The following is a 25607-nucleotide window of genomic DNA, read 5'->3' as shown; positions in this document are numbered from 1 at the left end:
GCCACGCGGTGGCACACCCCGTACGTGGACGCGGATGCCGTCCCCGCCTGCCGGGTGGGCGAGCCCGCGGCCGCTTCCGGCCCAGGCGGGAAACTGGGCTAATAGGTAGAATTCGGGGCATGGGAGAGCGGCGGCCTCGTGCGGCGACTGCGCCCGAACTCGTACTGGAGACGGACAGCGGCTCCACGGTGATGAGTCCGAGCCGGGAGTACCACGTGGGGCGCGACCCCCTGAGCGACATCGTCTTCGACGACGCCCGCGTCTCCTGGCATCACGCCGTCCTGCACACCGAACTCGATCACTGGACGATCGAGGACGAGCACAGCACCAACGGCACGTACGCCGACGGACGGCGCATCCAGGAGTGGGACATCGGGCCGGGCAGCGTCATCCGCTTCGGCAACGTCACCGACGGCCCCTGTGCCGTGCTCGTCGGCCGCGCTCATCCCGAACCGGTCGCGGCCGAGCGCCCATCCTCCGTCAGCATGCCCTCGGCCACGGGCACGTTCCGGCAGCCGACGACCGTACGCCCGTTGCCCGCCCGCACGGTCCGTATCGGCCGCGCCGACGACAACGACGTGGTCATCGACGACCTGGTCGTCTCCCGTCGGCACGCCGAGCTGAGGGTCCTTGCGGACGGCACGTACGAAATCGTCGACCTCGGCAGCCACAACGGCACCTACCTCAACGGTCAGCCGGTGGCCCGCGCCCCGGTGGCGCCGGGCGACATCGTCGGCGTCGGCCACCGCGCCTACTGCCTCGTCGGTGACGAACTGCAGGAGTACGTCGACACGGGCGAGGTGTCGCTCGACGTACAGGGCCTGACGGTCACCGTCGACCAGGGCCGTAAGACACTGCTCGACCAAATCTCCTTCCCCGTGGGAGAGAAGTGCCTGCTGGCCGTCGTCGGGCCCAGTGGCGCCGGGAAGTCCACCCTGCTCAACGCCCTCACCGGGCTGCGCCCCGCGGACGGCGGCACGGTCCTCTACGACGGCCGCGACCTCTACCGCGACTACGCGGAACTCCGCCAGCGCATCGGGCTCGTACCGCAGGACGACATCCTGCATGCCCAGCTGACCGTCCGCCGCGCACTCGGGTACGCCGCCGAACTCCGCTTCCCCCAGGACACCGAGAAGACGGAACGCCGGGCCAGGGTCGACGAGGTCATCCGCGAACTAGGCCTGGAACAACGCGTCGACCAGCCCATCCACAGCCTCTCCGGCGGCCAGCGCAAGCGCGTCAGCGTCGCGCTTGAACTGCTGACCAAACCATCGTTGCTCTTCCTCGACGAGCCCACGTCCGGGCTCGATCCCGGCATGGACCGCTCGGTGATGCACATGCTGCGCGGCCTCGCCGACGACGGCCGCACGGTCATCGTCGTCACGCACAGCGTGCTCAGTCTCGACGTCTGCGACCGGCTCCTGGTACTCGCCGCGGGCGGCAGGATCGCCTACTACGGCCCGCCACGGGACGCCCTTCCGTTCTTCGGCTTCACGCAGTGGCCGGAGGCGTTCGAAGCCTTCGAGGGGGACCGCGACCGGGACTGGGCCCGGGACTACCGGGAATCGCCGTTCCATCAGCAGTACATCGCCAACTCCTCCGTGCAGCCGTTCCCCGGACCCCTCGCACGGACCGGCGCGGGCGCGCCAGCATCCTTCGCGCCGCCGCCGAAGCCGCAGAGCTGGGGGTCCCAACTCCGCACACTGGTACGGCGATACGCGGCCGCGCTCGGCGCGGACCGGACGTTCCTCGCGATCATGATCGCGCTGCCGTTCGTGATGGGCGCCATGGCGCGTGCCCTCGCAGGGAGCAGGCTGACGCAGGAGACGGCGATGAACGCGCTGCTCATCCTCTGCGTGGGCGGAGTCCTGACCGGTGCCGCCAATGCCGTCCGTGAACTGGTCAAGGAGCGCGTCATCTACCGGCGGGAACGGGCGGTGGGACTCTCCAGATCGGCGTACCTGATGTCGAAGGTCGTCGTTCTGGGAGTGATCACCGTGCTGCAGGCCGTCGTCCTGACCCTGGTCGCCCTGCTCGGTGTCGACCTCAACGCACCCGGCGGCAAAGGCGTGCTCCTGCCACCACTGGTCGAAGTCACCTTGGCGGTGGCCCTGCTGGCCTTCACCGCGATGATGCTCGGGCTCCTCGTATCGGCGCTGGTGCGCAAGGAGGAGGTGACGATGCCGCTGCTCGTGCTCCTCGCCATCGTCCAAGTGGTGTTCTGCGGCGCACTCCTCAAGCTGAACGGGGTGCCCGGCGTCGAGCAGCTCGCGTGGCTGGTGCCGTCGCGCTGGGCGCTGGGCGCCATGGCGGGGACCATCGGCCTCGGCAGGATCGTCCCGGGAGACCTGACCACCGACCCGCTGTTCGGGCACTCCGCGGGTGTCTGGCTGCTGAACATGGGCATGCTCGTAGCCCTCTCGGTCGTCTTCGGCTACGCGGTCGCGAGGCTGCTGCGCCGCCACGAACCCGCCGTCATGCGGAAGTAGGAGCGCCGGCGATGACCACTGCGGACTTCCGCCCCACACATGTCGTCCCCCAGGACGGACTGCCCGCCTGGGAGGCACCGGACGTGAACCGTCCGACGACGCCGCTGGACGCGCTGCTGCCCGTGCAACTGGTCGACCGGCTCGGCGACTGGGGCCGGATCGTCTGCGCCAACGGCTGGTCGGCGTGGGTCGACGGACGGCTCCTGGTCGCGGTGCCGCAGGATCCGCCGGGCGCGAGCGGCCCGCTGACCCGGACGGCCGACCCGCGCCCTCTCCTGGCCAGGACCGAGGAGGCGCTCGCCGGCTACCGGCGCGCGGCGGAGGAGCTGGCGGGCGGTGGCGCCGACGGGGAGTCCTTCCGGCGCCGGACGCGCGGACTGCGGGTGGGGGTGGTCGTGGACGGCGAATCGGTGTGGCTGTACGACGCCGAACACGAGCGGTGGGTGTACTGCGACGGGACGCGGCTCAGTACCTATGCGGCAGGGGAGAGGCCGAGCGTCGACGGGCATGGTGGCGGGAACGGGACGGCGCCGGTTGTGGCGGATGGCGCTGTCGCTGGGGCCGGGGCTCGGCCAGGGGCAGGCGAGGGCGTAGGTGGTGGGGCAGAGCCGCAAGCGACGCAGGCGGTCCAGTCGGGCGCGCCCTCGCCCGACGACGAACCCACCGCGGTTGTCCCGGCCGTGCCGAGCGGTCCCGACGGTGCCGAGGGTGGGACGGGGCCGGGGGAGACGCGAGTGGTGGAGGCGGCCGGGTCGGGGACGGGGCGTCCTCCGGTCGGGGATGCACCGGATCGGCATGTGCCCGGTGCCGGTACGGCGCCGGAGCCCGAGCCGACGCAGGTGGTCGCGGCCGTGGCCGACCGGGGGGTGGCTCCCGCCCCCCACGGACGACGGCCCACCACGCTCCTCCCACCCGAGGCGGCCGACCCCGATCCACCTCGCGGGCCCGGTGAGGACTGATGGCACCCGCACCGGGGGAGCCGGGCCCGAGCCCGCACTCCGGGCGGCCCTCCGAGCTGATCGGGCAGCAGATCGCGGGATACCGGATCGAGGACGAGATCGGCAGGGGAGGCATGGCCGTCGTCTACCGCGCCAAGGATCTGCGCCTCGACCGGACTGTCGCCCTCAAGCTGCTCGCCCCCGAGCTGGCACGCAACGACACCTTCCGGCAGCGCTTCACGCACGAGTCACGCGTGGCCGCAGCGATCGAGCACCCGCACATCGTGCCGGTCTTCGAGGCGGGGGAGACGGACGGGGTGCTCTACATCGCCATGCGGTACGTCCCCGGGCGCGATCTGCGCCACCTGCTCGACCACGCGGGCCCGCTCTCCGTCGGAGCCGCCCTCCGCATCGCCACGCAGGTCGCGTCCGCGCTCGACGCGGCACACGACCATGGTCTCGTCCATCGCGACGTCAAGCCCGGCAACATCCTCGTGGCCAAGGGTACGGACAGCGACCACCCGGAGCACGCCTACCTCACGGACTTCGGCCTCACGAAGAAGTCGCTCTCGCTGACCGGATTCACGACCGTGGGCCAGTTCGTCGGGACCCTCGACTACGTGGCCCCGGAGCAGATATCGGGCCGCCCGGTGGACGGCCGATGCGATGTGTACAGCCTCGCCTGTGTCGTGTACGAGACCCTGGCGGGCGGCCCGCCGTTCCAGCGCGACGACGACATCGCCCTCCTCTGGGCCCATCAGTACGACGAGCCGCCCCGCCTGACGGAGAAGCGGCCCGGTGTCGCCGCACTCGACGGGGTTCTCGCGCAGGCGCTGGCCAAGAGCCCCGACGACCGGTACGGCTCCTGCCTCCAATTCACCGCCGCGCTGCGGGCCGCGGCCACGGGGAGCGCCGCGCCGGGCCACGCTCCGACGCGGGTGGACCGCCATGTCGTGGGAGCGCCGGTTGCTCCCGGCGCGCCTCCCGGGCCGCCCCGCTGGGCCCGGCCGGTGTTCCGGGGCCTGGCCGGCTGACCCGCGTTCGGCTCAGGCGGAGCTTGCCTCCACCTCGCCCCGCCGGTGCACCCGCCGTGCGAACAGGCCGCCGAGGAACCCCGAGACCAGGCCCCAGGTCACGGCCAGGACCAGAGCCCGCCACAGCTGGGGCCGCAGCTCGACGAGGCCGGACAGGCCGCCGCCGAGATCCCCGATGCCGAGGAGCGAGAGGCCGTAGTGGGCGGAGACACCGGCGATGAGGCAGACGGCGAGAACCGTGAGGGTCAGCGCCACCGCCATGTGCACGGCGTGCTGCCAGGCCCGCATCCGCACCGGGGACCGGGCCGCCATCAGGAACGCGGCGCCCAGCACCAGGGCCGCCGTGATGACAAGGAGCCACCACACCCGGCCATCGTGGGCGGCGAGCGTGTTCAGGCTGAGGGTGGTGTTGTGCGGAGTGCGCAGCACGGCGTCGAGGACCTGCGGCATGGGCAGCCCGAACGGACCGTCCACCCGGCCCTCCCAGGACGCGCCGAGGCCGAGGGTGAAGGCGAGCCAGACGAGGTTGGGGAGCCCGAGCAGTAGTACGGCAAGCGTCTCGGCGGCATGTCCCCGCGTCACCGCCACGACGAGGCCGATGACGAACCCCAGGGCGACGTACGACAGCAGCAGGACCAGCATGGCGAAGGCCGCCGGGCGTACGGACTCCTGGAAGCGCAGCAGTCGCGGGGGGAGCGGAGCCCGGCGCGAGGCGAGGACGGCCAGGACGAGGACGCCCGCGAGCCACAGCAGCCCGAAGACCAGGGTCAGCGGCACATCGGTTTCGAACCCGACCTTGGGTGAGGAGTCCAGGGAATTCGTGATGTCGCCGACGGGGCCGTCCCCGACCGCGATCGTGAAGCGGTGCCGGGCCAGCAGGCCGAGGCCGACGAGGAGCAGGAGCCAGAACGCCGCGATCCGGGCGGACCATCCGGCGAGTTCCTTCGTATCGGCGACGGCCCGGTGCCGCAGCGGCCGGAGGAATCCGGCGGCGATCGCCAGGGCCCCCGCGAGGCTGACGGAAAGCGGCAGCACGGAGAGCCCGGCATTCGTCTCGGCGATCATTCCGGCATCACCGGTGAGCCCCACGGAACCGCCGACCGCCATCACGACGACGGCCGCCACGACACTCGGGAACGCCCCGCCGGGCAGATCGGCGGCGCCTGCGGCCCACAGGCCGAGCCCGGCGACGACGGCCATGGCCGCCAAGGAGGCGAGCACGGCCACCAGGGCGTGGGTCCAGCCGTGTGGTGCCCGTCGGCCCTGCTCCGCGCGTTGCGCCGCTGTCCGCCGAGGCGGTGTCTGCTCGCTCACGTTGTCACGCTAAGCAGCGTCGGACCGGCTCGCCCGTCAGGAGGGCCGACGGCGTCAGCTTGCAGGCCCCCGGGAGCCGATGCGCACAATAGGTGCGTAAAGCAAAAAACGTACGCCGCAGACCTACGCCAGATCCCCCTACGCAGGGAAGAAGTGTTCGTGAGCGTCGAGCCGCCGTCGTCAGGACGCCCCACAGGACCGCCTTCGGGCCCGCTCTCGGGTCCCTCGCAGCCGAGCCCCTCCGGGCCGGGCGACACCGAGGCGGGTGCGACCCGTGCCGGCACGCCGCCTCCGGAGGCGGAGCGGCCGTCGGGGCCGCCGAGCAGCGGCCCGCCGAGTGGTCCGGTGGGCGGTGGTGGGCACGGCGACGGGCCCGGTGAGCCGGGCCCGGGCTCCGGTGCGAGCCCCGGGCCGGGCCGTCCGTGGTGGAAGTCGGCACCCCGCGTCGCGGCGATCTCCGCTGTCGTGGTGGCGGCGGTGGTGCTGGCCGTCGTCCTCACTCGCCCCGGCGGCTCGTCGCAGGCCGGTGGCGAGGTCTTCCTTCAGCCGGCGGGAAAGTCGGGGCCCGACCCCTTCACCGCGTCGACGGCCCGCGTCGCCTCCTCGCCGCCTTCCCCGAGCGCGCTGCCGAGCTCGTCGGCCTCGGCCAATGTGACGCGCGGTGTCAACGGCGCCGCGCCCGGCCTCTATGGCGGAACGCGGAAGGTCGGGAGCTGCGACGTGGAGAAACAGGCCGGCGCGCTCCTGAAGGACCCGGCCAAGAACAAGGCGTTCGCCTCCGTCCTCGGCATCGAACCGTCCGGCGTCCCCGCCTATCTGCGCGCGCTGACGCCCGTGCAGCTGCGGTTTGACACTCGGGTGACCAACCACGGCTACCGCGACGGCGCCCCCACCAGCTACCAGGCCGTGTTGCAGGCCGGCACCGCGGTACTCGTCGATGACCGCGGTGTGCCGCGGGTGCGCTGCGCGTGCGGCAACCCGCTGCTGCCGCCCGTCGCGCAGAAGAGCACACCCAAGCGGACGGGGGAGGCGTGGCCCGGCTACCGGCCGTCGAACGTCGTGGTGGTGGCCCCCGCCACGCAGACGGTGAAGAAGTTCGTCGTCTACGACCCGGACAGCGGTGCCTGGTTCGAACGGCGCAAGGGCGACACGGGCACAGGGGACACGAAGACGAACCCGCCGCCGGTGATCGCCCCCTCCTTGCACCCGTCCGACTCGCCGTCCGCCAATGAGTCGTCCTCGACGGGTAGTCAGCCGCCCTGCGATTCGCGCTCCGCCGACACGTCCTCGGTGAGTTCTTGCCCGCCCGAGTCGGTCCCGCCGTCCGCCCCTTCCTCCTCGACCGTCACGCAGCCCCCCGCCTCGACCGCCACGCAGACCCCGCCCCCTTCCTCGGATGCCACGCGGACTCCTTCTTCGACCGCCACACGGTCGTCCTCTTCGTCCGCGACAAGGTCCTCCTCTTCGTCCGCCACGCGGCCCCCCGCCTCGGCCTCGGAGGAGTCGCCCGCGTCGTCCGAGCCCGCACAACCGCCCTCGTCCCCCGGGCCGGGGGGAGCCTCGTGACCCGGGAAGGTGCCGACAGGCGCCGTCGTAATCACGCGGTGCCCTTCGGCGTCGGACGGGGACCGATCACCCAGGACAGTTGAAGACCTCGCGCAGTCGGGGTGCCTCGACCCAACCACCCATGGCGTCCGGTCCGTGCGCGCAGGTCATGGCGCTGAAGACCCGGCCGACGCAACGCTCCCGCGGGCCTGACCCTGACCCTGACCCTGACCCTGACCCTGACCCTGACCCTGACCCTGACCTTGAGCTCGGACGTCCTGGAAAGCCACGTCACCCGCGTCCTCCTGTGGTCCGCGCGGTCCGAGCCGGTGGTCGAGCGCGGCACCGACATCGGAACAGTTCGTGCGGATGACGTCGAGGAAGGCGTTCAGTGCCGGGGAACGGTCCCGGGAGCCGAAGGACAGGACCAGATCGGGCAGAGACATGCGCGGAGTGACCTCGCAGAACCAAGTGCCCCGTCGTGGAGCCGCCAGCATGCGGGAGGGGCCCAGGCCGACGCCCACGCCGCACGCTGCGAGTCCGATGATGGTGTGGATATCCCTGGCGACGGTCGCGCCGGAGAGCGCCGGGGAGTCCTTGCCCAGCAGGTTCCGCAGCCCAGTGGCGACGGCGGGCTCGTCCTCGCCCGGCGCCAAGATCAATGGCTGTCGCTGCAACTGGCCCACGTCCACCGAAGACTGACCCGCGTATGGGTGCGTGTTGCTCACGACCGCGACGAGGTAGTCGTGCCCGATCGGCACCGATACGAGCGTCTCGGCCCCGACACCCTGTGGCCGGCCGAGGCCGATCGTGACGTCCAGTTCGCCGGCGATGAGCGCGGCCGTGCTGCGGGTGGTCGCCATCTCGTGCAGTTCTAGCCGCACATCGGGCCGTTCACGGCCGAACCGGCCAAGGACGTCCGGCAAGGGGTCGAGCAGTGCCGAAGCGATGAAACCCAGGCGCAGCCGACCCGTCTCGCCGCGCGCTGCCCTGGCCGCGTCGACCGAGGCACCCGCGATCTCGTCGAGCGCCCTGCGCGCCCGGGCGAGGAAGGCCGCGCCCGCAGCCGTCGGAAACACCCCTTGGCGAGTGCGATCGAACAGGCGGGTGCCCACCTCCCGTTCGAGGTCGGCGATCTGCTTGGACAGCGGAGGCTGTGCGATGCCCAGCGCACGGGCCGCCCGGCCGAAGTGTGCGTGCTCGGCGAGGGCAAGTGCATACCTCAGGTGCCGCGCCTCCATGCCAGCCTCCCGCCATATCCCACATATATCGTCGGCCAGCTTGTCAGATCTTTCACTGGATGATCGTGGCCGGGGCACGTGGAATGCGGTCATGACTGACTCATCTTCCCCAGGCACCGTCTTCGTCTTCGTGCACGGCGCCTGGCACGGCTCCGGGCAGTGGGCGGCGACGCAGCGCGCACTCGCCGGACTCGGTGCCGCGAGCATGGCCGTCGACCTCCCGGGACACGGCTTCGACGCGCCATTGCCCAGCGGATACCTCCAGCCGGGCCAGCCGGGCCTGCTGACGGAGAAGTCCGCGCTCGCCACCGTGACGATGGACGACTGTGCCGAGGCCGTCCTGGACACGCTGCGCCAGGCCTGCCGCCACCCTCGTGTCGTGCTCGTCGCTCACAGCGCGGGCGGCGGGCCCGCGTCACTGGCTGCCGAGCGCGCCCCCGAACTCGTCGACGAGATCGTCTACCTCTCGGCCTTCGTGCCCGCCGGACGGCCCCGGTTCTTCGACTTTCTCGGTTCGCCCGAGAACGCCGCGGCACGGGGCCAGAGCCTCAACCTCGGCGACCCCGGGGAACTGGGCGCCGTGCGGATCAACCCGCTGTCACAGGACCCCGCCTACGTCGAGGAACTGCGACAGACCCACTACCACGACATCCCGCTGGACCGCTTCGACCGCTGGCGCTCGGCCCTGAGCCCCGATCTGCCGCTGGCGATCCCCGCCACCCCGGTCAACGTGACCCCGCAACGCTGGGGCCGCGTCCCACGGACCTTCCTGCGCTGCGCCGACGATCGGGCGCTGCCGGCGGCCGTGCAAGATCTCATGATCGCGGAGGCTGACCAGGCCATGCCCTTCAACCCGTTCACCGTACGCACCCTCCCGGGCAGCCACAGCCCGTTCGCGGCCCGGCCCCGTGAGCTCGCCGCGGCTCTGCTGCCGTGAGCGGCGGACGCATCGTGCCGACGGTGGTGCTCAGCGCCCCCATCGGGCGGCCGGCACCGTCACCGTCGCCCAAGTGGCTGCGCCGACGAGCCGGACCGGCCTGAGCGCCGGTCCGAGCACCGTGCAAGTCGACCTCATACAGCGACCTCGTACAGCGACCTCTTATGGCTGTACCTGCGTGGGCAGGGTGAGAATCTCAGCTCCGTCGTCGGTGATGGCGATGGTGTGCTCGGTGTGCGCGGTCCGGCACCCTGTCGCGCTGCGCAGCGTCCAACCGTCGGCGTCGGTGACGAGCGTGGCAGTGTCTTCCATGATCCAGGGCTCCAGGGCGAGCAGCAGTCCGGGGCGGAGCTTGTATCCGCGGCCGGGCCGTCCGGTGTTCGCGACGTGAGGGTCCTGGTGCATGGTCGAGCCGATGCCGTGGCCTCCGAACTCGGTGTTGATCCGGTAGCCCGCCTCACTGAGAACCGTGCCGATGGCGTACGAGAGATCACCGATGCGCGCCCCGGGTTTGGCGGCGGCGATGCCGGCGGCGAGTGCCCGTTCAGTCGCCTCGATCATCGCGACGCTCGCCGCAGGTCTGGCCTTCCCCACCAGGAAGCTGATCGCGGCGTCGGCGGCCACCCCGCCCTTGGCCACGGCGAGGTCGAGGGTCAGCAGATCCCCGTCCGCCAGCGTGTAGTTGTGAGGCAGTCCGTGGAGCACTCCGTCGTTGACGGCCGTGCAGATGTAGTGCCCGAACGGGCCGCGCCCGAAGGAAGGCGCGTAGTCGACGTAGCAGGACTGCGCTCCCGCCTCGGTGATCATCTCTTTGGCCCACTGGTCGATGTCCAGCAGGTTCGTCCCGACCGCGGTGCGCTGCTTCAGCGTGTGCAGGATGTTTCCGACCAGGGCGCCGGTGTCCTTCGCCCGCTCCAGGCGCGCGGAGTTCAGGATCTCAATCATGGGAGACCTCGCATGTGTGTCCAATAACTATACCGGTCTAACTATACCGGTATTAGAATGGGGTCATGGTCAGGTTGCCGCTCACCCCCGCCGAGGTCGAACGAGGACAGCGCCTCGGTGCTCTGCTCCGCCGATCCCGGGGCTGCCGCTCGATGCTGGACGTGGCGCTCGCTGCGCGCATCTCGCCGGAAACCCTGCGGAAGATCGAATCGGGCCGTGTGGCCACCCCTGCCTTCCCGACCATCGCGGCACTCGCCGACACCCTCGGTCTGTCTCTCGATGACATCTGGGCCGAGATCGAGACCGGTCGGGCGGAGCGAACCGTCGAGATGCAGCCGGTGCTGCCTGTCGTACGGCGTCCATCGCTGGTGTTGTAACGGCCAATCCATGTCGAGTACGCGTGCCTCGGCGAGCTTGGCCGTCGCCTCGCCAGGATGACGGGTGCGGCGATCACCGGTGCGGCGCTGCCGGCGAGCGGCGACGGGTGGGCCCCAGCAAGATCAAAACGGCCTGCCCACCACAGATCTCGTGTGGGTGATGGCTCTCGACGCCAGCGCCCGCACCGCCGGACTCGATGTCGCCGCGGTCATGACTGAGGGATACGGGGATGCGGCCCTTGCGGAAGTGGATCGCCTGTCATACCTGTCTGGGAGGCTCCGGGCATGGAACTGACGATGCAGCTGGCGATCGACTGCTCCGACCCGTAGAGAATGGTGACTTTCTGAGCCCTGGCTCTGGGCTACGTGCCCGAGCCCGCACCGGGCGGGCACGACACGTGGCGCGCCTACTGGGAGGCGACAGGGGTGCCCGTGGAGGAGCTGCCGACCGGGGCCGGCGACATTCCGGAGTCGATCGTCGATCAGGCGGGTCGTGGACCGCGTGTGGTTCCAGCAGGTCCCGGAGCCGAAGACCGCCGAGAAACGGTGGCACTTCGACCTGAAGTCGATGGCGGCCGTGACGTCCCGCTGGACGTCCGCGCAGGGCGGGTCAGGGCCGCGGTGGACCGGCTGGTGGAGGCCGGCGCCATCGTGCTGAAGATCAAGGGTGAGCCCAACGCAGAGCTCTACGCCGCGGCCATGCAGGACCCCGAGGGCAACGAGTTCGATGTCGTCTGAGGGCCGTCGCGATGGCGCTTGTCACAGCCGCTCGATCATGTAGCGAGTCCCGACAAGTGCCGTCCCGGCGCTTGCAACCACCGGAGGGCGATACGCGATGTCGGCCTGGGTGTTGTCCGTATCGTCAGCAGTACGGCGGTTGGTTGGTCAGTGACGCTGCCACCCGCATCCACACTCCGAACAGTCGATAGAGGCTGGGCAGAGTGCCCTGTGCCTGAACGGTTCGTGTGTCTGCCGAGGTGACTCCCGGAATTCCCAGGAGCGTTGAGGCAACTGAAGCGGACTGCCAGCGGACCGTAAGAGTGGACGGGGCCTCAGCAGCGGCCACTGAAGCCTTCGGTGGCGCGGAGAGACTGGCCGCGACCGCCTCCTCGATGGCCGCACGTGCTTCTTCCGCCGGCCGCAGATCAGCTGCGAACCGGTCCCGCGCGTACTTCACCGCTACCGTCCTCACCGAGGCGTCCCATGCGGCCATCTCCGTGCAGGCACAGTCGTCACCGGTGAGGACCGTCAAGGCAACGCCGATGGCGGCCGCTGTCGCGTGGGCCAGACCGATCTCACCGACGGGCCGTCCGTCAAGCCACATGTCCTCGATCTCGTGGCCCATGAAACTGTGGCTCAGCACGCCGAGCGCACCGGCACGGGAGTGGTAGCCGACGCAGATCATGGCGTCGTGTTCGGGGGAGAGGCCTTCGAGCATGCCCATGTGTTTGGGCTTGCCGCGGATGAGACGGGCTGCCGGGTGCAGGGACTCCGGCAAAATGTTGCGCATCGGTCCGTGTGCATCGTTGACGGTGATGTCGGTGGCGCCGGCCGTGATGGCCCCACGCACGGCTGCGTTGACGTCCTCCGCCATCATCAGCCGTCCGCGCTCGTAGTCCCGGCCACCGGGCTGGACATCCTCGGCGTCGACGAGCCCCGTGACGCCTTCCATGTCCGCACTGATGTAGATCCGCACTGTCCAGTCTCCTCAAGCTTGATCGCTCAGGAGACGTCCGCCGCTCTCCTTCTGGTTCCTTCACCAGCTTGCGAGAGCGGCGGCGTCGCGAGTCATGTCGACGGCCGAAGCGGCATCCAGGTCGGTCTCTGCGTACAGCTTGACCACGGTCACCCTGCACACCGGACGGGTGCGCGCACCGTCGCACATCAGCGGGATGTGCGCCGCCCTGAGATGAGCGGGATCCGGCAAGCCTGGCCGAACAGGGGGGTTCCGTAGCAGTTTCCGCCCCAATTGCTTCACGAATATGGGCAGTTGACGCTCGTAAGGTGGAGCCGCCCGGGCGGAGGTGAGACCCGTGGGGACGGGACGCGTCGTCGGCCGGAGCGGGTCTTCGAGTGCTTCCTCAGGCGGGAAGCCCGGTGATGCCGAGGGCGAAGTCCAGGTTCCCCACGCCGTGGTTGGCGAGGCCCACCGTGACCACGCCGGCACCTTCCAGCCAGTGCGCCATTTTCAGTCCGCCGACGTCCAGCGGGCGCATCCCGAGACTCGTGATGAAGGCTTCCACACCTGCCTTGGCCTGCGCACTGTCGCCGGCGATGAAGACGTCGGGCCGGCCCTTCTCCAGGATGTGTCGGAAGACGGTGTTGAACGCCTTCACCACGCTGGAGCCGGCCGGGGCCACCTTGGCGGCCTCCTGCGCGATCGAGGTCTGCTCAGTGTGGGCCAGCCCGTCGAAAGTGGAGTTGAAGGGGTTGCTGATGTCGACGATGACCTTGCCCGCAAGAGCGTCGCCGTACTGGGCGATGACCGGCACGACGCCGTCGTACAGCAGGGCCACGATGACGATGTCCCCGGCCGGGGCAGTGCCCCACTCGCCCGTCGTGGTGCCACCGCCGAGAGTCTTGGCGAGGTCAGCGGCCTTGGAATGATCGCGGCCCATGACCTCGACGGTGTTGCCGCCCGCTATCGCCCGCGCGCCGAGGGTGCGGGCCATGTTGCCGGTGCCGATGATGCTGATGCTGCTCATGAGATGTCCTGCCCTGGTGGTGTGTTGTCCGGTTCAGATGGCGGTGGTGCCGCCGTCGGCGACAAGTTCCATGCCGTTGACGTAGCTGGAGTCGTCGGAGGCGAGGAAGAGGGCGGCGGTGGCGATTTCGTCGGGGCGGCCCATCTGGCCGCGAGGGATGAGGGACTCGAACTGGCGCTGGGTGGCCTCGTCGAAGAGTTCTGCCTGCTTGGCGGTGGCGACCTGGCCGGGGGTCAGGACGTTGACGCGGATGCGGCGGTCCTTGAGCTCGTTGAGCCAGACGCGGGCCCAGGCCTGCTGGACGGCCTTGCTGCCGGCGTAGACGCTCCAGCCGGGGAAGGCGCCGAGGGAGGCATTGGAGCCGGTCATGAGGATGGAGCCGCCGTCGTTGAAGAGCGGCAGTGCCTTCTGGACGGTGAACAGGGTGCCGCGGGCGTTGAGCCCGAACCAGGTGTCGAACTGGGCCTCGGTGATCTCGCCGAGCGGGGCGGGCTCACCCCCTCCGGCGCTGGCCCACAGAACGTCGATGCTGCCCTTCTCCCGCTTGACGGTGTCGTACAGGCGGTCCAGGTCGTCCAGGCTGGCGGCGTCGCCCTGAACCCCGGTGACGTTGCGGCCGATCTGCTTCACGGCCTCGTCCAGGGCCTCCTGGCGGCGGCCGGTGATGAAGACGTGCGCGCCTTCGTCGACGAACAGCTTCGCGCCTGCCAGCGCCATGCCGGTGGTGCCGCCGGTGATGACCGCGACCTTGCCGTCCAGCTTTCCCATGGTCGTTCCCCTTGAGCCGGTGGTGCCGTGTGTGCCCGGGGCGATGGTGTTATGTATACCGCCCTGTGTGCTTAACGTACGCCGCAGGCCGCCGGGCGCAACTATGTAAACCGCTCGTTACCCATCTGCGGTAGGATGGAGTCATGACGGAGTTGGAGAAGGGCCCCACCGGTCGCCGCCGCGGCCGGGGAGCGCGCGAGCGCATCCTCAGCACGGCCCAGCAGTTGTTCCGCGAGCAGGGCATCAACCGCACCGGCATGAACGAGCTCTGCGCGGCGGCCGAGGTCTCCAAGCGCACGGCCTACCAGCACTTCGGCGGCAAGGACGAACTCGTCGCCGAGTACCTGCGCGGATTCGACCCCTCCGTCCTGTCGGGCGTCTTCGACCGTACCGACCTCACACCCCGCGAGCGGCTTCTCGCCGCTTTCGACATCCCCCCTACCACCCCCCTGTGCCCCTACATCGGCGCCGCTGTGGAACTCCACGACCCCCAGCACCCCGCATCCCAGTACGCACGCGACTACAAGAAGGCGGTCGCCGCGCGGCTCGCCGACACCGCCCGCGAAGCCGGCGCCGCCGACCCCGAACAGCTCGGCGAGCAGCTTGCGTTGCTCATCGACGGCGCTGCGGCCCGCACCCGGGTCCTCGACGCCGATGCCTTCCCCACCGCTGCCGCCATCGCCGCCGTCCTCATCGACAACGCCATTCCCGCCTCAGTGGGCGGTGACCGGTGACGGCGGCAGATGGACATGTTGAGCTGACGCGCTAGTCGGCGCTCGGGCTGGGCGCGTGGGCATGGGGAGTACGGTCAACTGAGTTGCCCGGCCTGGGAATGTGCAGACCCGCCCGCGGTGACGGTAGTGCAGCATCGGACGGAGTTCCTCTGAAGGGCAGTTCACGGATGCCGAAGCCGCGATTGCGGATCGGCGCGCCGAGCACGGCGGCGACCCCGGTCTCGGCGGGTCGGCGTCCCGGCTACGTCGGCTGCACGAATGGTCCTGAAGCAGCGATGCGGGGCAGCGAGCGGAGGAATGCCTCCAGCGCGGCGAACTGTGAGTGGCGCAGTAACTGACGCGGTAGGCGAACTGCCTCATGGCCCCGGCGTCGCGCCGCGGGGGAAGGAGCTTCGCCGGCACCGGCCGACCTACGACGGCGAGAAGGTCGGTGGCCGGTGTATCGAGTTCGGCGGAAAGCTCGGTGAGCCGCTCCGGGGCGTTGCCCGTACCGCCCGCGGCAAGAGCTTCTCAGGATGGTGGCCCTCGCCATAGGAGGAGAGTCGAGGGCGGGCTGCGAGGACGGCCCGGGCCGCTTGCGTTCACGGCCAAGGCCCACGGCGTGGGCACCGCGAACGTCACCGCCGCGGCGTCCAGGACAAGCACCGGATGCGCCGCGGCGGCCTCCGCTGTCCAATGCTTCTCAGTCGCGGCTGGAGTCGAGCACCTGGTCCTCGATCGCCTTGCGGCCGATTTCGTGTGTGTGGGTGGCCTGGATCTCAATGCTGCCGGCGATGCCCAACGCGTCTTTGAGAGCTTCCCTGCTGGAGGCGAGGAGCATCTTCTCTTTAAGAGGGGCGCTGTCCGGGGTCCAGGCGATGAGGACGATCTTCGCGATGCTGCGGTCGTCGGCAGTGGTGGTCTCGAAGTCGTAGAGGGCGAAGCGCACTTGGTCCTGCGGGAGGGCTGCGACGAAGGCGTCGTACGTAACCTCCCTCTCGCCCTTCTCCTCGACGACGATCTGCTCTAGGTCGTCGGTGAACTTGAAAGTCACGAAGCGGTAGGCATGCTCTGTTTTGATGCCTCGGCCCGCCTCGGGGACGCCCTCATGAATGCTCGCGCTGCTGGACATAGTGCTCCTTGTCGGGATCCCGACCGCGAGCCTGTCTCGCTGTCCCTGGGATTGTCGCGGAGGCGGCGGGGGAGGTGCCGGATCTTCTCGGTTTCCGCCCGTGGATCACGCGCACCCCAGTGCTCATTCCCGATGCTGGGGGCGCCGGGCATTGCGGACTTGAGGGGCATGCGCGAGGGAGCGGCGGGCGTGGTCTGTCAAATGGTCCCGGGTCCGCGGTACTTGGTAGTCCGCTGGCATCTGCCGGGCCTCCTGTTTAGGAGACTGCAGTGCCAACCCGCTTACTCGTCTGCTTTGGCGGCGAAGATCCCTGCCAGTACGTACGGAACTCGGTGCCTTTTCCCGACCGAATAGTCGCGCAAGTCGCATCTGCCCTGGAGGGTTTGAAGGCGCGGAGGGCCGTCGGTGCAACGAAGGACGCGCCTGATCGTCTTTCGCAGGTCAGGCGGGCCTTGGTGGTCAGGTCTTCTCGGGTTCGGTCGACGGCGTAATCGTCCAGTGCGTCCGGGCCTGTGTCCCTCCTTCTTTGCTCCCGTGACGGCGGCGTGCTGGTGGGCAGGGATCACGGTGGAGTCGATCTGAGCGAGCCAGTCGATGCCCCGACCTCGTCGGGCCGGACTGGGTCGCCTGCAGGGCTGGGATGAACCCGGCGTCCAGTACGTAGCGGCGGAGGCGGATGTAGACCGTCGTCCCTGGCCTATAGGGTCCCGGCAGTTCGCACCGGGGGACCACGGTTAGGAGCGCATGGACCAATTGGAGTTCACGCGGGTTCCCCGAGACGTACTGCGGCTACATCAGCGCAAGTAGGCGCGCGAGCAGTCTGCACCGGGGGAATCAGCGAGCGTGCGAGGTTCTCGCATTCACGGGCAGATTCCGCAAGCCGAGTCGGGAACCGGCCCGCGAGTGCGGGGCTTCAGAGTCGCGCGTCAGGCAATCCACGCCTCACCGTGTCGATGCTGGTCCAACCCCACCGCTGAGAACTCGTCCTCGCCGGTGCCTGCCACTACGCCCAACCGTCGCAGCGCTTGAGAGATCGGACTGCCGGCAGGCGGGAAGGGCTGCCGCTCCTGCACGTGGACCGGTCCCAGCACGATGTCGCCGCCGTTCCACACGGCAGCCCGCTGCTCGCCGACACCCCCGAAGTACTCCGCCTCCACGTAGGCCACCGGCCCACCGGCTGACCAAGCAGCAAGAGTCTTCTCGAATCCTCCTGGCAGCGCCCAGAACCCCAACGTGCCGGCACCGCTGCCGTCTTCGACTGAATCGATCAGCGCGTCTGTCATCGGCATCAGCGCGAGGCCCTGCCCGATCGATGCCACTCGGGCGGCAGCCAGGTCTCGCGTCGCGTCGCGCAACGCCTTCCCTTCAGCGATCACTGCTCTCAGGTCGTAACTCATCCCAATGCTCCCTCCAGATCGGAGGTCCATCCTTTCCTACACTGCGAAGCGGAACCCGCGCGGGACCCATCCCCAGCACCACCAGTCCCCAGCGCGTTCTCACCTGAGCACCATTGGGACCCTCCGAACCCGCTGCGTTCAACCCCTACCAGTCTGTTGGGCCTTCACGCAGGGAAGGCCCGTCGCTGACTACCTACCGTACGAGAGGGACGAGAGGGACGAGCAGGATTGGAGGGACGAGAGGGACGAGTAACTCCCTCGCGTGAGCGGTGTGTTCACCGCGGCGTGCTCGGGGTGGCCGAGCGGTGTGCGGGGTGGCGGGGCGGGTCTGCTCGGCATGCCCCGCGAGCTGTGTGGAAACAGGGACTACCCGCGGAAGTCCGTCCCGTAGAACTGCTGGTTCGGATGGGACTCTCTCGACCTCCACACCTGAAGCCCGCGTTCTGGCACCGGAGAGGTCGTAGCCCAGCGACAGCTCGTCGTTGCCGTCGAGGTTACCGGCGTCGTTGCCCAGTAGTACGGGTACCGGAACCCGTCCACGCGAGACGGAAGTTGACAGTGCGTCTGGGCAGCACCTTCCACCAGCCGCTGTGGCCGTCGCTAACCACGGCGTCCGTGAGTGCCGGCCCGGTGCCAGACGTCGCCCATGTTGCCGACGCTCCCGCCGACGGCGGGTTCGCCCCAGCCCTCCAGGCGATCCGGGCGCGTCATCGCCACCCCCCACCCATTCCTGCGAGGCAGCCGTCGGTCCCGCGTCACTCAAACTCTGGGCAAGATCCGTCCGAACAAGAACCGTTTGAAGAGGGCCTGGCACTCCAACCGCGGATCGCTGGTGCGATGTCTGCTCCGCCGCGCCTACGGGTGCGTGTCGGTGACCGCGATGAGCTCGTCGAGGCGGTCCAGGGCGGCCTGCAGGTCGTCGGCCTTGGCCTGGATGCGGTCGCGTTCGGCGCGCAGCATGGCTCGTTGCTCGGCGTCGGTGTGCCCGGAGTCCCAGCACGGAAGGAGTTCCGTGATCCTTCGGCTGTTCAGGCCGGCGGCGAACATCTGCTGGAAGAAGCGGACCAGGGGGATGGCGTCTGGCCGGTAGAGGCGCTGGCCGGACGGGCTGCGCTCCGCGACGAGCAGTCCCTGCTGCTCGTAGTAGCGCACGGCGCGTACCGAGACGCCAGCACCCCGTGCCACTTCGCCGATACGGATCAGTCGCTCGGCCGCGGCCTCTGTGACGGTCATGGCGATTCCTCTCATCCCGGCCCTGCTGATCAGCGCTTGCCCCTGACGCCAACGTCAGGTTTTAGCGTACGGGGCATGGACATCAACAACTCAGTTGCCCTTGTCACCGGAGCCAACCGCGGCCTGGGCCGCGCCTTCGCCCAGCGTTTGCTCGAACGGGGTGCCCGCAAGGTCTATGCGACGGCCCGGCGGCCGGAGACCGTGGACCTGCCCGGGGTCGAGGTGCTGCCCCTCGACATCGCCGATCCCGCGGCCGTGAGGGCTGCCGCCGAGGCCGCCCCGGACGTCTCGCTGCTCGTCAACAACGCGGGGATACAGACAGGTACCGACCTGGTGACCGGTTCGCTGGAGGCGGTGCGGCACGAGCTGGAGACCAACGTGTTCGGCCACCTGGGCATGATCCGGGAGTTCGCGCCGGCGCTCGCCGGGAACGGTGGGGGCGCGATCGTCAACGTGCTCTCCGCCATGTCGTGGTTCGGGGGCAAGGGTGCCAATGCCTACCACCTGACCAAGGCCGCCGCCTGGGCCATGACCAACGGCGTGCGCCTGGAGCTCGCCGAACAGGGCACGCTCGTGACGGCGGTGCACCTCGGCCTGGCCGACACCGACATGGCTGCGGGCTGGCCCGTGGACAAGCTCGCGCCGTCGGACTTGGCCGACGCGGCGCTCGACGGCGTCGAGGCGGGATCAGCCGAAGTCCTCGCCGACCAGTGGAGTCGGGACGTCAAGTCCCGGCTGCTGCTGACACCGGAAGAGTTCAACGCCGCGATGGACCGCGCCCTGGCGGCGCTGACGGCGGCCTGAGGGTGCCTTGTCGGTCACTCGGACTTCGGTCGTCTCCTCCTGCCGCGCCGGGTGACCCACGTTCCGTCATGGTCATGTCCCTGCAGGAATGGCGGAACACCCCCGCGACCGTGAGGGGAACATGTTGCACGGGGCGCCGAGAGTGCCCAGGAACGGAACGCTGCCGCAGCAGATCGTGCACCTGTTCGGCGGTGCTGTCGGCTTCCCGCTTGACGACGTAGACGTGGACCGTCGTGTGCGGCCGGAAGCCGTGCGGCAGGTACTCCCGCGGAATTCCGTTGCGGACAGCGAGCGTTCATGCCCCGGGGGAGAAGTGACTCTCCCAGTCCAAGCAGTCATAAAACGTCCCGAACGGCCAACTGCCCATGTCGACTGGGCTCGTAGCAGCACATCGAAGGCCCAGCCCTCCACGGTCGACCACGTCGATGACCGCCGCCCCCCGGTTGGCCAGCGTGCGGGGCACGGCCCGGTCAACTCAGAAGGCGTTTCCGGATGGTGGCCATGACGTCTGCTCGGCTCCGGATGCCGTCGTCCGCGGCGTGGAAGTGGTTCCCGATGCGTACGGTGACGGCCAGCAGACAACGGACCTCGACCTCGTCCGTGTCGGTGCAGAACTCGGAGAACAGTGAACGCAGGTAGTGCATACGGCGGTTGTCCACTCGTCGCAGCCGTTCGGCCACGCCCGCGTCGTGACGAGCCCAGGCGCGGACGGCCAGGTCGGCGGTGATTCCGCGCACCGGTCCGTCCGCGGCCTCGGCCACGAGGAGGAACAGTCGCTCCAGCCGCGCCCGGGCGTCGCCGCCCGCACGATCGACCTGCGCGATGATGCCGTCCGACACCTCGTACTCCCAGGTGTCGAGCATCTCGGTGAGCAGGGCGTCGCGGTTGCGGAAGTATCCGTAGAAGCCGCCCTTGGTCACGCCGAGAGACTGGGCAAGGTTCTCGATGCGGACGGCGTCGGGTCCACCGGTCGCCAGTGCTCGCAGTCCCTGCTCGATCCAACTGGCCCGCGGCGTGCGCGTCGTCCCCATGGCGTATGCCTCCTCACATCGCAGCCGAGTATACGCTGCCGTATATAAGGGGCTAGGCTCTTCTGTACGCCACCGTATGGAAGGGGGCTAGGCTCATGCGCCTTCCCCGGACTGCTCACACCGGCCGCCCCTGGCGGATCCACGAGATAGCAGGTGACTTCACGGTCGAGGACGTGTGGGCACTGCCCACTCCCGGGGGTCCTGACGACCTCGCCAAGCTTGTGGACCAGATCGCCGGCGGAATGCACGACGGTGTCAACGGAGATACCCCCGTCACCCGGCTGCTCTTCGCTGTCCGGTGGAGGCTGGGGAGACTGCTCGGGTGGGACAGGCCGGAAGCCGGCATCGACAGCCGCACCCCGTCACTGCTCGACCGACTGCCCGCCGACCTGAAAGAAGGGCCGAGACGCCCCGTCGATCTCGGCTCGTCACCCTTCACCTCGCTCTACGAAACGCACGACGAGTGGGCCGCCGAGATGGCCAACAAGACCGTGCACGCCGTACTGCATCTCGCCTGGGTCGAGGCCGGACCGCCGGGCCGCTACCGCGGACAGATGGCCGTACTGGTCAAGCCCAACGGGCGCCTCGGCCGCCTGTACATGTTCGCCATCAAGCCGATCCGATACTTCTGGGTATATCCCGCGCTGATACGCACCATCGGACGCACCTGGAGGGCCCAGGCGCGCATGCGTGAAGGATGAAACCGGGGGCCGAGCTCTGAGCTCTGAGCTCGCCTCCCTCACTCGGGAGGCGGCCGGGGGGTGCCGTGAGGGGGCGGGGAACAATCCCGACTGGTTGACCGTTCATCAATGTGTGTGGGCGGGCGCGGATCATCTGGGGCGATGTTCCGGGGGCCGGTCGTTCTCCTGTAGGGGAGATCGTTCGGCTGAAGTCCGGCAGAGCTTTGCGCCGCGAGGTGACCACCCCGGTGGTGCCATCCGCACACCCCCAAGACGCCCGGGCCGTCGCTTTCCCCCGAAGCCGGCCCGGGCCCTGGCCCCAGCCGGATCCCCCGCCGGCTGGGGCCGTCGTCGTACCGTCGGTGGGGATCCGGTCTCCGCTGCCACCTCCCCGCCGGGGCAGCCAACAGGGTTGCCCATCGCGTGGGATGAGTACCGCCCGACCAGGACATCCCGTGGCCGAACCCGCGCGTGCGGCACACTGCCAAGGTCCTGCCGGCGCAGTGTCGCGGCTCTCTCGGGCACCTGTCCCTCTTACGGCTCGGTCCGGGATTGATGGCGGGTGCAGATCCGTCTTGGGGGCAGCTGATCTGGTGTGTGCCTCGACCGTTGATCGGCCCGGACATGTTGTGATGTGTGCGGTGCCAGGTCGCGATATTCGCTGGTCACCGCCTGCTGATGGTTGCCATACTGCCGTGATGGATCCGGTGACTCTTGAGACCGACCGTCTAGTGCTGCGGGCCTTCACACCTGCCGATGTGGATGCAGTGCATGAAGCCTGCCAGGACGAGGACATCCAGTTCTACACCCCGGTACCGGTGCCGTACCGGCGTACGGACGCGGAGAAGCTCGTCGGCGAGACGCTGCCCGCTCAGTGGGCCGAGGACAGGGACTACACCCTCGGCGCGTTCCGCAAGGACACCGGTGTCCTGGTCGGCTCGTACTGCCTGACCCTCATCAGCCGCGGCGTCTGGGAGCTCGGTTACTGGGCGGTGAGGGGGCAGCGCGGACGCGGGTACTCGGTGGAAGCCGCTCGGGCCCTGTGCGACTGGGGCTGGGCCACGCTCGACGTGCACCGCATCGAGTGGTGGGCCATGGCCGGGAACACCGGCTCGCGTGCCGTCGCCGAGCACCTTGGCTTCACCGTCGAAGGGACGCTGCGCAATCGTGGCATCGCCAACGATGGCAAGCCGCATGACTGGTGGGTAGGCGGCCTGCTGAGGCCCTGAGGCCCTGAGGCCCTGAGGCCCTGATGCCCTGAGGCCCGGGCCGGTGGATGGCTGGCTGCGTTTGCTCTTCTGCGGGGGAGTTCCCCGCTCCGCGCCATCGGGGCAACGCCCGTTGCCCGCCATGTGCGGCTTCGCAGGGCCCGGTAGGCCGCCTGCTGATCAGCCATCAGCCGACCCGTCAGGCCAGCACGCTCAAACCTCGATCGCGGACCAAGTCGTCAGACGCCCAGCGTCTTCGCGGGTGCGTCGGGCGCGGCCCAGCGTTCCTCTGCCAGCGCGGTCAGTGTCCGCAGGGCGGCGGTGGGCTGCCGGTCCTTGTGGAGAACCAGGTGGACGCCGAGGACCGGGCGGGACGTCCACGCCAGGGGCGCGAGCTCGCCGCGCCGGATCTCGTCCGCGACCGCGGCCGCGGGCAGCAGTGCGATCCCGAGCCCGGCCGCGGCGCACCGCTTGAGCGCCTCGGTGCTGACGAACTCCATGCGGGCCGGGTGGATGCCGGCCGACGCCAACTCGCTTTCCATCACCTCGCGTTGAGCACAGCCCTTCTCGATGAGGAGCAGCGTCTCCTCGGCCAGGTCCGCGGTGGGTACCCGAGCGCGTCCCGCGATCGGGTGGTCCGGATGCGATACCAGCCGCAGCTCCTCCTTGCCGAGCACCTTCGACGTCAGCATGGGGCCGCTGACCTCCTCCTCCAGGAGGAATCCGGCGTCCAGGGTGCCTTCGCCGAGAGCCGCCAGGAGAACTCCGCGGCTGGCCGGGCCGAAGATGACCTGGAGCAGCGGAAAGCGGTCCTTGAGGGCGCGCAGGACGGGCGGCAGCCGGTGGGCGCACAGGCTTTCCGGCGCGGCGATCCGCAGGGTCCCGCGGACGTTCTCCGGGCTGCCGCAGGCCGCTCTCACCGCGTCGGCGGCCTGCTCGGCGTCGTTCAGGAGGGTCTGCGCGTGGGGGAGCAGCGCGCGACCCGCGTCGGTGAGCGCCACCCTGCGGCCCAGCCGTTCGAAGAGCGGTGCGTCCAGGTCGCGCTCCAGGCCCTTGATGTGAGCGGTGACGCTCGACTGCACATAGCCCAGTTCTTCCGCCGCCCGGGTGAAACTCATGTGCCGGGCCACAGCGGTGAAGGTCGTCAGGTGCTTCAGCTCCACTGTGTGATCGTAGAACTCGATCGTTCGGATCGCAATTGTTCGTTGGACGTGATGGATGCCAGGCTCCTAGAACTGGAGGCATGGGCCCCTCCACACAGCAGCGAATCCGCCGTGCCGGTACCGGACGAGCGGCCGGCATGGGCGGAAGAAGCTTCCTTCTGCTGCTCGCCGCGACGTTCGGCACGTTCTCCAACTACGCGCCCCTGCTCTCCGTGACCCCTTTGTGGTCGGCCGAGGGCGGTTCGGGCTTCACCGGGGTGGGTGCCGCGACCGGAATGACGATGGCCACCACGGTCGGTGTCCAGCTGTGCATGCGACGGCTCTTCGCCCGGTTCACGCTGCGCCAGATCCTCATCCAGGGCGCTCTGCTCCTCGGCCTGCCGACCTTCGCCTATCCCGTGTCCGGAGATCTGGGCTGGGTGCTGACGATCTGTGCCGTGCGCGGCGTGGGCTTCGGCATGGTCGCCGTCGCCGGGAGCGCGCTGGTGGCCGAGCTGGTCCCGCCGGAAAGGCGCGGGCGCGGGGTCGGCCTCTACGGCATCGCCGTGGGCCTGCCACAGGTGCTGTGTCTTCCGCTGGGCGTCTGGGGCGCCCAGCACTTCGGCTTCACGGCGGTCTTCGTCGCCGCGGGTGCGCTGAGCGTCCTCGCGGCTCCGCTGGCAGCGGGCATCAGCGTGCGGGAAGACCCGGCCGGTACGCAGGCACGGGCCGATGACGCGTCGGGGGAGGAGTTGGCAGGGGGCGGCTCCTCGCGCCTGGCCGGCCCGTTCGTCCTCCTGATCGTCGCCGCCTGCGCACTCGGCGGCGTCACGTCCTTCCTGCCCCTGGCGCTCGAACGGCCCTCCGCCGCGCCGTGGGCCCTGTTCCTGCTGTCGGCCGCCGCGGTCGCCGGGCGGTGGGCCGCGGGTGTCGTCAACGACCGGGTGGGCCTGGGGCGTCTGCTGGTGCCCGGCATGCTGGCGTGCGCGGTGGGCATGGGCGGCTTCGGGGCGGCGGCAGCGCTCGACCGTGGCGCCGTCGTGGTCGCCGCGTTGGCCGCGACGGTGTACGGCGCCGGCTTCGGGGCGCTGCAGAACGACACCCTGGTCGTCATGTTCCGGCGGGCGCGGCAGGGCGGGCACGGACGGGCGAGCACGCTGTGGAACATGGCGTACGACGGGGGCACCGGCATCGGTGCGCTGGCCGTCGGTGTCTGCTCCCAACTCATCGGCCTGGACGGGGCGTTCACCGGTTGCGCCGTCCTGATCCTGCTCGCCGTACATCTCGCGCTGCGGGACGCGCGGTTCGAGCGGCGGGCCGACCGTGCAGCCGCGGGGGAGCGGCGGAAAGGTATGGGACAGGGTACGGAGGACATCTAGCCAATTCGTACCGACCGGGGTTGTGCGTGGCACTCCCGCGCAGTGATCCTTACATTCGATGGACGGGAAAGGCAGCCTTCATGGTGAACAGCTCCTCTTCGCCCCGCACACGGACGGCTTCGCGCCACACCGGCTCCGGCGCGGTGTTCGTGGACCTGAGCCACGAGATAGTGCCGGGCGCGACCGCCTACCCCGGACTGCCCCAGCCGGTGCTCACCGACCACATCTCACGGGAGCAGTCCCGTGAGAACTATGCGCCGGGCACCGAGTTCCACCTGGGCATGGTCTGCATGATGGGGCAGACCGGTACGTACATGGACGTGCCCCATCACCGCTACGCCGACGGCTACGACCTCGCCGCGCTGGACCTGGCCCGTGTCGCCCACGTGCCGGTGACGGTCGTCGACACCGACCAGCGGGCGATCCAGCCGGAGGCCTTCGCGGGAGCGGAGCTGACCGGCCGCGCGGTGCTCATCAGGACCGGCTGGTCCGACCACTGGGGCACCGACACGTACGGCGGCGGACGACACCCCCATCTGTCCGCCGCCTCGGCCGCACTGCTGGCCGAGGCCGAACCGGCCGTGGGCTGAGCTCG

24 protein-coding genes are annotated in these 25607 nt (G+C 69.8%); 13 read left to right on the top strand and 11 right to left on the bottom strand.

Annotation, left to right across the window (positions count from 1 at the left end):
• Nucleotides 1-119: 119 nt before the first annotated feature.
• The 3 genes from IE267_RS08225 to IE267_RS08215 are packed head-to-tail and all read left to right on the top strand — an operon-like array spanning nucleotide 120 to nucleotide 4461.
• Entirely contained in the window at nucleotides 120-2489 is a 2370-nt protein-coding gene (locus tag IE267_RS08225) for an ABC transporter ATP-binding protein/permease (protein WP_189762642.1), read from the top strand.
• Between the two features lie 11 nt (nucleotides 2490-2500).
• On the top strand, nucleotides 2501-3448 hold the full coding sequence (locus IE267_RS40395) for a hypothetical protein (RefSeq protein WP_373304494.1): 948 nt from the start codon (nucleotides 2501-2503) through the stop codon (nucleotides 3446-3448).
• On the top strand, nucleotides 3448-4461 hold the full coding sequence (locus IE267_RS08215; protein ID WP_189762641.1) for a serine/threonine-protein kinase: 1014 nt from the start codon (nucleotides 3448-3450) through the stop codon (nucleotides 4459-4461). Before IE267_RS40395 ends, IE267_RS08215 begins: the two co-directional genes overlap by 1 nt.
• A 12-nt stretch (nucleotides 4462-4473) precedes the next feature.
• Here the strand turns inward: IE267_RS08215 and IE267_RS08210 are convergent, their stop codons facing one another.
• A complete protein-coding gene (locus tag IE267_RS08210; protein ID WP_189762640.1) occupies nucleotides 4474-5775 on the bottom strand; it encodes a streptophobe family protein in 1302 nt (433 codons plus the stop codon).
• Nucleotides 5776-5934: 159 nt separating this feature from the next.
• Here IE267_RS08210 and IE267_RS08205 point away from each other — a divergent pair, with 159 nt between their 5' ends.
• On the top strand, nucleotides 5935-7341 hold the full coding sequence (locus IE267_RS08205) for a DUF6777 domain-containing protein (protein ID WP_189762639.1): 1407 nt from the start codon (nucleotides 5935-5937) through the stop codon (nucleotides 7339-7341).
• A 146-nt stretch (nucleotides 7342-7487) separates the two neighbouring features.
• On the opposite strand, the gene IE267_RS08200 is transcribed toward IE267_RS08205, so the two are convergent.
• Nucleotides 7488-8561 (bottom strand): LysR family transcriptional regulator, encoded by a 1074-nt coding sequence (locus tag IE267_RS08200; protein ID WP_189762992.1) that lies wholly within the window; start codon nucleotides 8559-8561, stop codon nucleotides 7488-7490.
• Nucleotides 8562-8652: 91 nt separating this feature from the next.
• On the opposite strand from IE267_RS08200, the gene IE267_RS08195 reads away from it, so the two are divergent.
• A complete protein-coding gene (locus tag IE267_RS08195) occupies nucleotides 8653-9498 on the top strand; it encodes an alpha/beta hydrolase (protein WP_189762638.1) in 846 nt (281 codons plus the stop codon).
• A 162-nt stretch (nucleotides 9499-9660) separates the two neighbouring features.
• Here the strand turns inward: IE267_RS08195 and map are convergent, their stop codons facing one another.
• On the bottom strand, nucleotides 9661-10443 hold the full coding sequence (gene map / locus IE267_RS08190) for a type I methionyl aminopeptidase (protein WP_189762637.1): 783 nt from the start codon (nucleotides 10441-10443) through the stop codon (nucleotides 9661-9663).
• A 65-nt stretch (nucleotides 10444-10508) separates the two neighbouring features.
• Here map and IE267_RS08185 point away from each other — a divergent pair, with 65 nt between their 5' ends.
• Entirely contained in the window at nucleotides 10509-10820 is a 312-nt protein-coding gene (locus IE267_RS08185) for a helix-turn-helix domain-containing protein (protein WP_189762636.1), read from the top strand.
• 366 nt (nucleotides 10821-11186) lie between these two features.
• Nucleotides 11187-11558, top strand: coding sequence for a VOC family protein (locus IE267_RS08180; RefSeq protein WP_268251531.1), 372 nt, complete (start codon nucleotides 11187-11189; stop codon nucleotides 11556-11558).
• A 124-nt stretch (nucleotides 11559-11682) separates the two neighbouring features.
• Here the strand turns inward: IE267_RS08180 and IE267_RS08175 are convergent, their stop codons facing one another.
• From IE267_RS08175 to IE267_RS08165, 3 genes are all read right to left on the bottom strand, one after another.
• Nucleotides 11683-12516, bottom strand: a complete 834-nt coding sequence (locus IE267_RS08175; RefSeq protein ID WP_189762634.1) for a M55 family metallopeptidase — start codon at nucleotides 12514-12516, stop codon at nucleotides 11683-11685.
• A 385-nt stretch (nucleotides 12517-12901) separates the two neighbouring features.
• Entirely contained in the window at nucleotides 12902-13525 is a 624-nt protein-coding gene (locus tag IE267_RS08170; RefSeq protein ID WP_189762633.1) for an NADPH-dependent F420 reductase, read from the bottom strand.
• A gap of 33 nt (nucleotides 13526-13558) precedes the next feature.
• The gene (locus IE267_RS08165; RefSeq protein WP_189762632.1) at nucleotides 13559-14293 is read right to left on the bottom strand and encodes an SDR family NAD(P)-dependent oxidoreductase; all 735 of its coding nucleotides are present in this window, start codon (nucleotides 14291-14293) and stop codon (nucleotides 13559-13561) included.
• Between the two features lie 143 nt (nucleotides 14294-14436).
• Here IE267_RS08165 and IE267_RS08160 point away from each other — a divergent pair, with 143 nt between their 5' ends.
• The gene (locus IE267_RS08160; protein ID WP_189762631.1) at nucleotides 14437-15027 is read left to right on the top strand and encodes a TetR/AcrR family transcriptional regulator; all 591 of its coding nucleotides are present in this window, start codon (nucleotides 14437-14439) and stop codon (nucleotides 15025-15027) included.
• A 682-nt stretch (nucleotides 15028-15709) separates the two neighbouring features.
• On the opposite strand, the gene IE267_RS08155 is transcribed toward IE267_RS08160, so the two are convergent.
• The 3 genes from IE267_RS08155 to IE267_RS08145 all read right to left on the bottom strand — a co-directional run bounded on the left by IE267_RS08155 (nucleotide 15710) and on the right by IE267_RS08145 (nucleotide 18768).
• Complete coding sequence (locus IE267_RS08155; protein WP_189762630.1) at nucleotides 15710-16138, bottom strand: actin-binding ADF family protein; 429 nt, start codon at nucleotides 16136-16138, stop codon at nucleotides 15710-15712.
• Between the two features lie 926 nt (nucleotides 16139-17064).
• The gene (locus IE267_RS08150) at nucleotides 17065-17535 is read right to left on the bottom strand and encodes a hypothetical protein (RefSeq protein WP_189762629.1); all 471 of its coding nucleotides are present in this window, start codon (nucleotides 17533-17535) and stop codon (nucleotides 17065-17067) included.
• Between the two features lie 855 nt (nucleotides 17536-18390).
• The gene (locus tag IE267_RS08145) at nucleotides 18391-18768 is read right to left on the bottom strand and encodes a MerR family DNA-binding transcriptional regulator (RefSeq protein ID WP_167161248.1); all 378 of its coding nucleotides are present in this window, start codon (nucleotides 18766-18768) and stop codon (nucleotides 18391-18393) included.
• Nucleotides 18769-18843: 75 nt separating this feature from the next.
• Between IE267_RS08145 and IE267_RS08140 the strand changes: the two genes are divergently transcribed.
• Nucleotides 18844-19572: an SDR family oxidoreductase gene (locus IE267_RS08140; RefSeq protein ID WP_189762628.1), complete on the top strand. Its 729-nt coding sequence runs from the start codon at nucleotides 18844-18846 to the stop codon at nucleotides 19570-19572.
• 470 nt (nucleotides 19573-20042) lie between these two features.
• Here IE267_RS08140 and IE267_RS08135 read toward each other — a convergent pair whose 3' ends face one another.
• Nucleotides 20043-20603 (bottom strand): TetR/AcrR family transcriptional regulator, encoded by a 561-nt coding sequence (locus IE267_RS08135; RefSeq protein WP_189762627.1) that lies wholly within the window; start codon nucleotides 20601-20603, stop codon nucleotides 20043-20045.
• Between the two features lie 95 nt (nucleotides 20604-20698).
• Here IE267_RS08135 and IE267_RS08130 point away from each other — a divergent pair, with 95 nt between their 5' ends.
• Complete coding sequence (locus IE267_RS08130; RefSeq protein ID WP_189762626.1) at nucleotides 20699-21304, top strand: DUF2867 domain-containing protein; 606 nt, start codon at nucleotides 20699-20701, stop codon at nucleotides 21302-21304.
• A gap of 611 nt (nucleotides 21305-21915) precedes the next feature.
• On the top strand, nucleotides 21916-22512 hold the full coding sequence (locus IE267_RS08125; RefSeq protein ID WP_205380450.1) for a GNAT family N-acetyltransferase: 597 nt from the start codon (nucleotides 21916-21918) through the stop codon (nucleotides 22510-22512).
• 218 nt (nucleotides 22513-22730) lie between these two features.
• Here the strand turns inward: IE267_RS08125 and IE267_RS08120 are convergent, their stop codons facing one another.
• Nucleotides 22731-23654, bottom strand: a complete 924-nt coding sequence (locus IE267_RS08120) for a LysR family transcriptional regulator (protein ID WP_189762625.1) — start codon at nucleotides 23652-23654, stop codon at nucleotides 22731-22733.
• A 137-nt stretch (nucleotides 23655-23791) separates the two neighbouring features.
• Here IE267_RS08120 and IE267_RS08115 point away from each other — a divergent pair, with 137 nt between their 5' ends.
• Nucleotides 23792-25012 carry an MFS transporter gene (locus tag IE267_RS08115; RefSeq protein ID WP_229860847.1) on the top strand — a complete coding sequence of 407 codons (1221 nt, stop codon included), beginning with the start codon at nucleotides 23792-23794 and terminating at the stop codon, nucleotides 25010-25012.
• 80 nt (nucleotides 25013-25092) lie between these two features.
• Nucleotides 25093-25602, top strand: coding sequence for a cyclase family protein (locus IE267_RS08110; protein ID WP_189762623.1), 510 nt, complete (start codon nucleotides 25093-25095; stop codon nucleotides 25600-25602).
• Nucleotides 25603-25607 lie beyond the last annotated feature (5 nt).

Source organism: Streptomyces xanthochromogenes (genome assembly GCF_014650455.1).
GTDB lineage: Bacteria > Actinomycetota > Actinomycetes > Streptomycetales > Streptomycetaceae > Streptomyces > Streptomyces xanthochromogenes.
The sequence above is the reverse complement of the archived record's forward strand: the minus strand, read 5'-3'. Positions and strand labels throughout refer to the sequence as shown.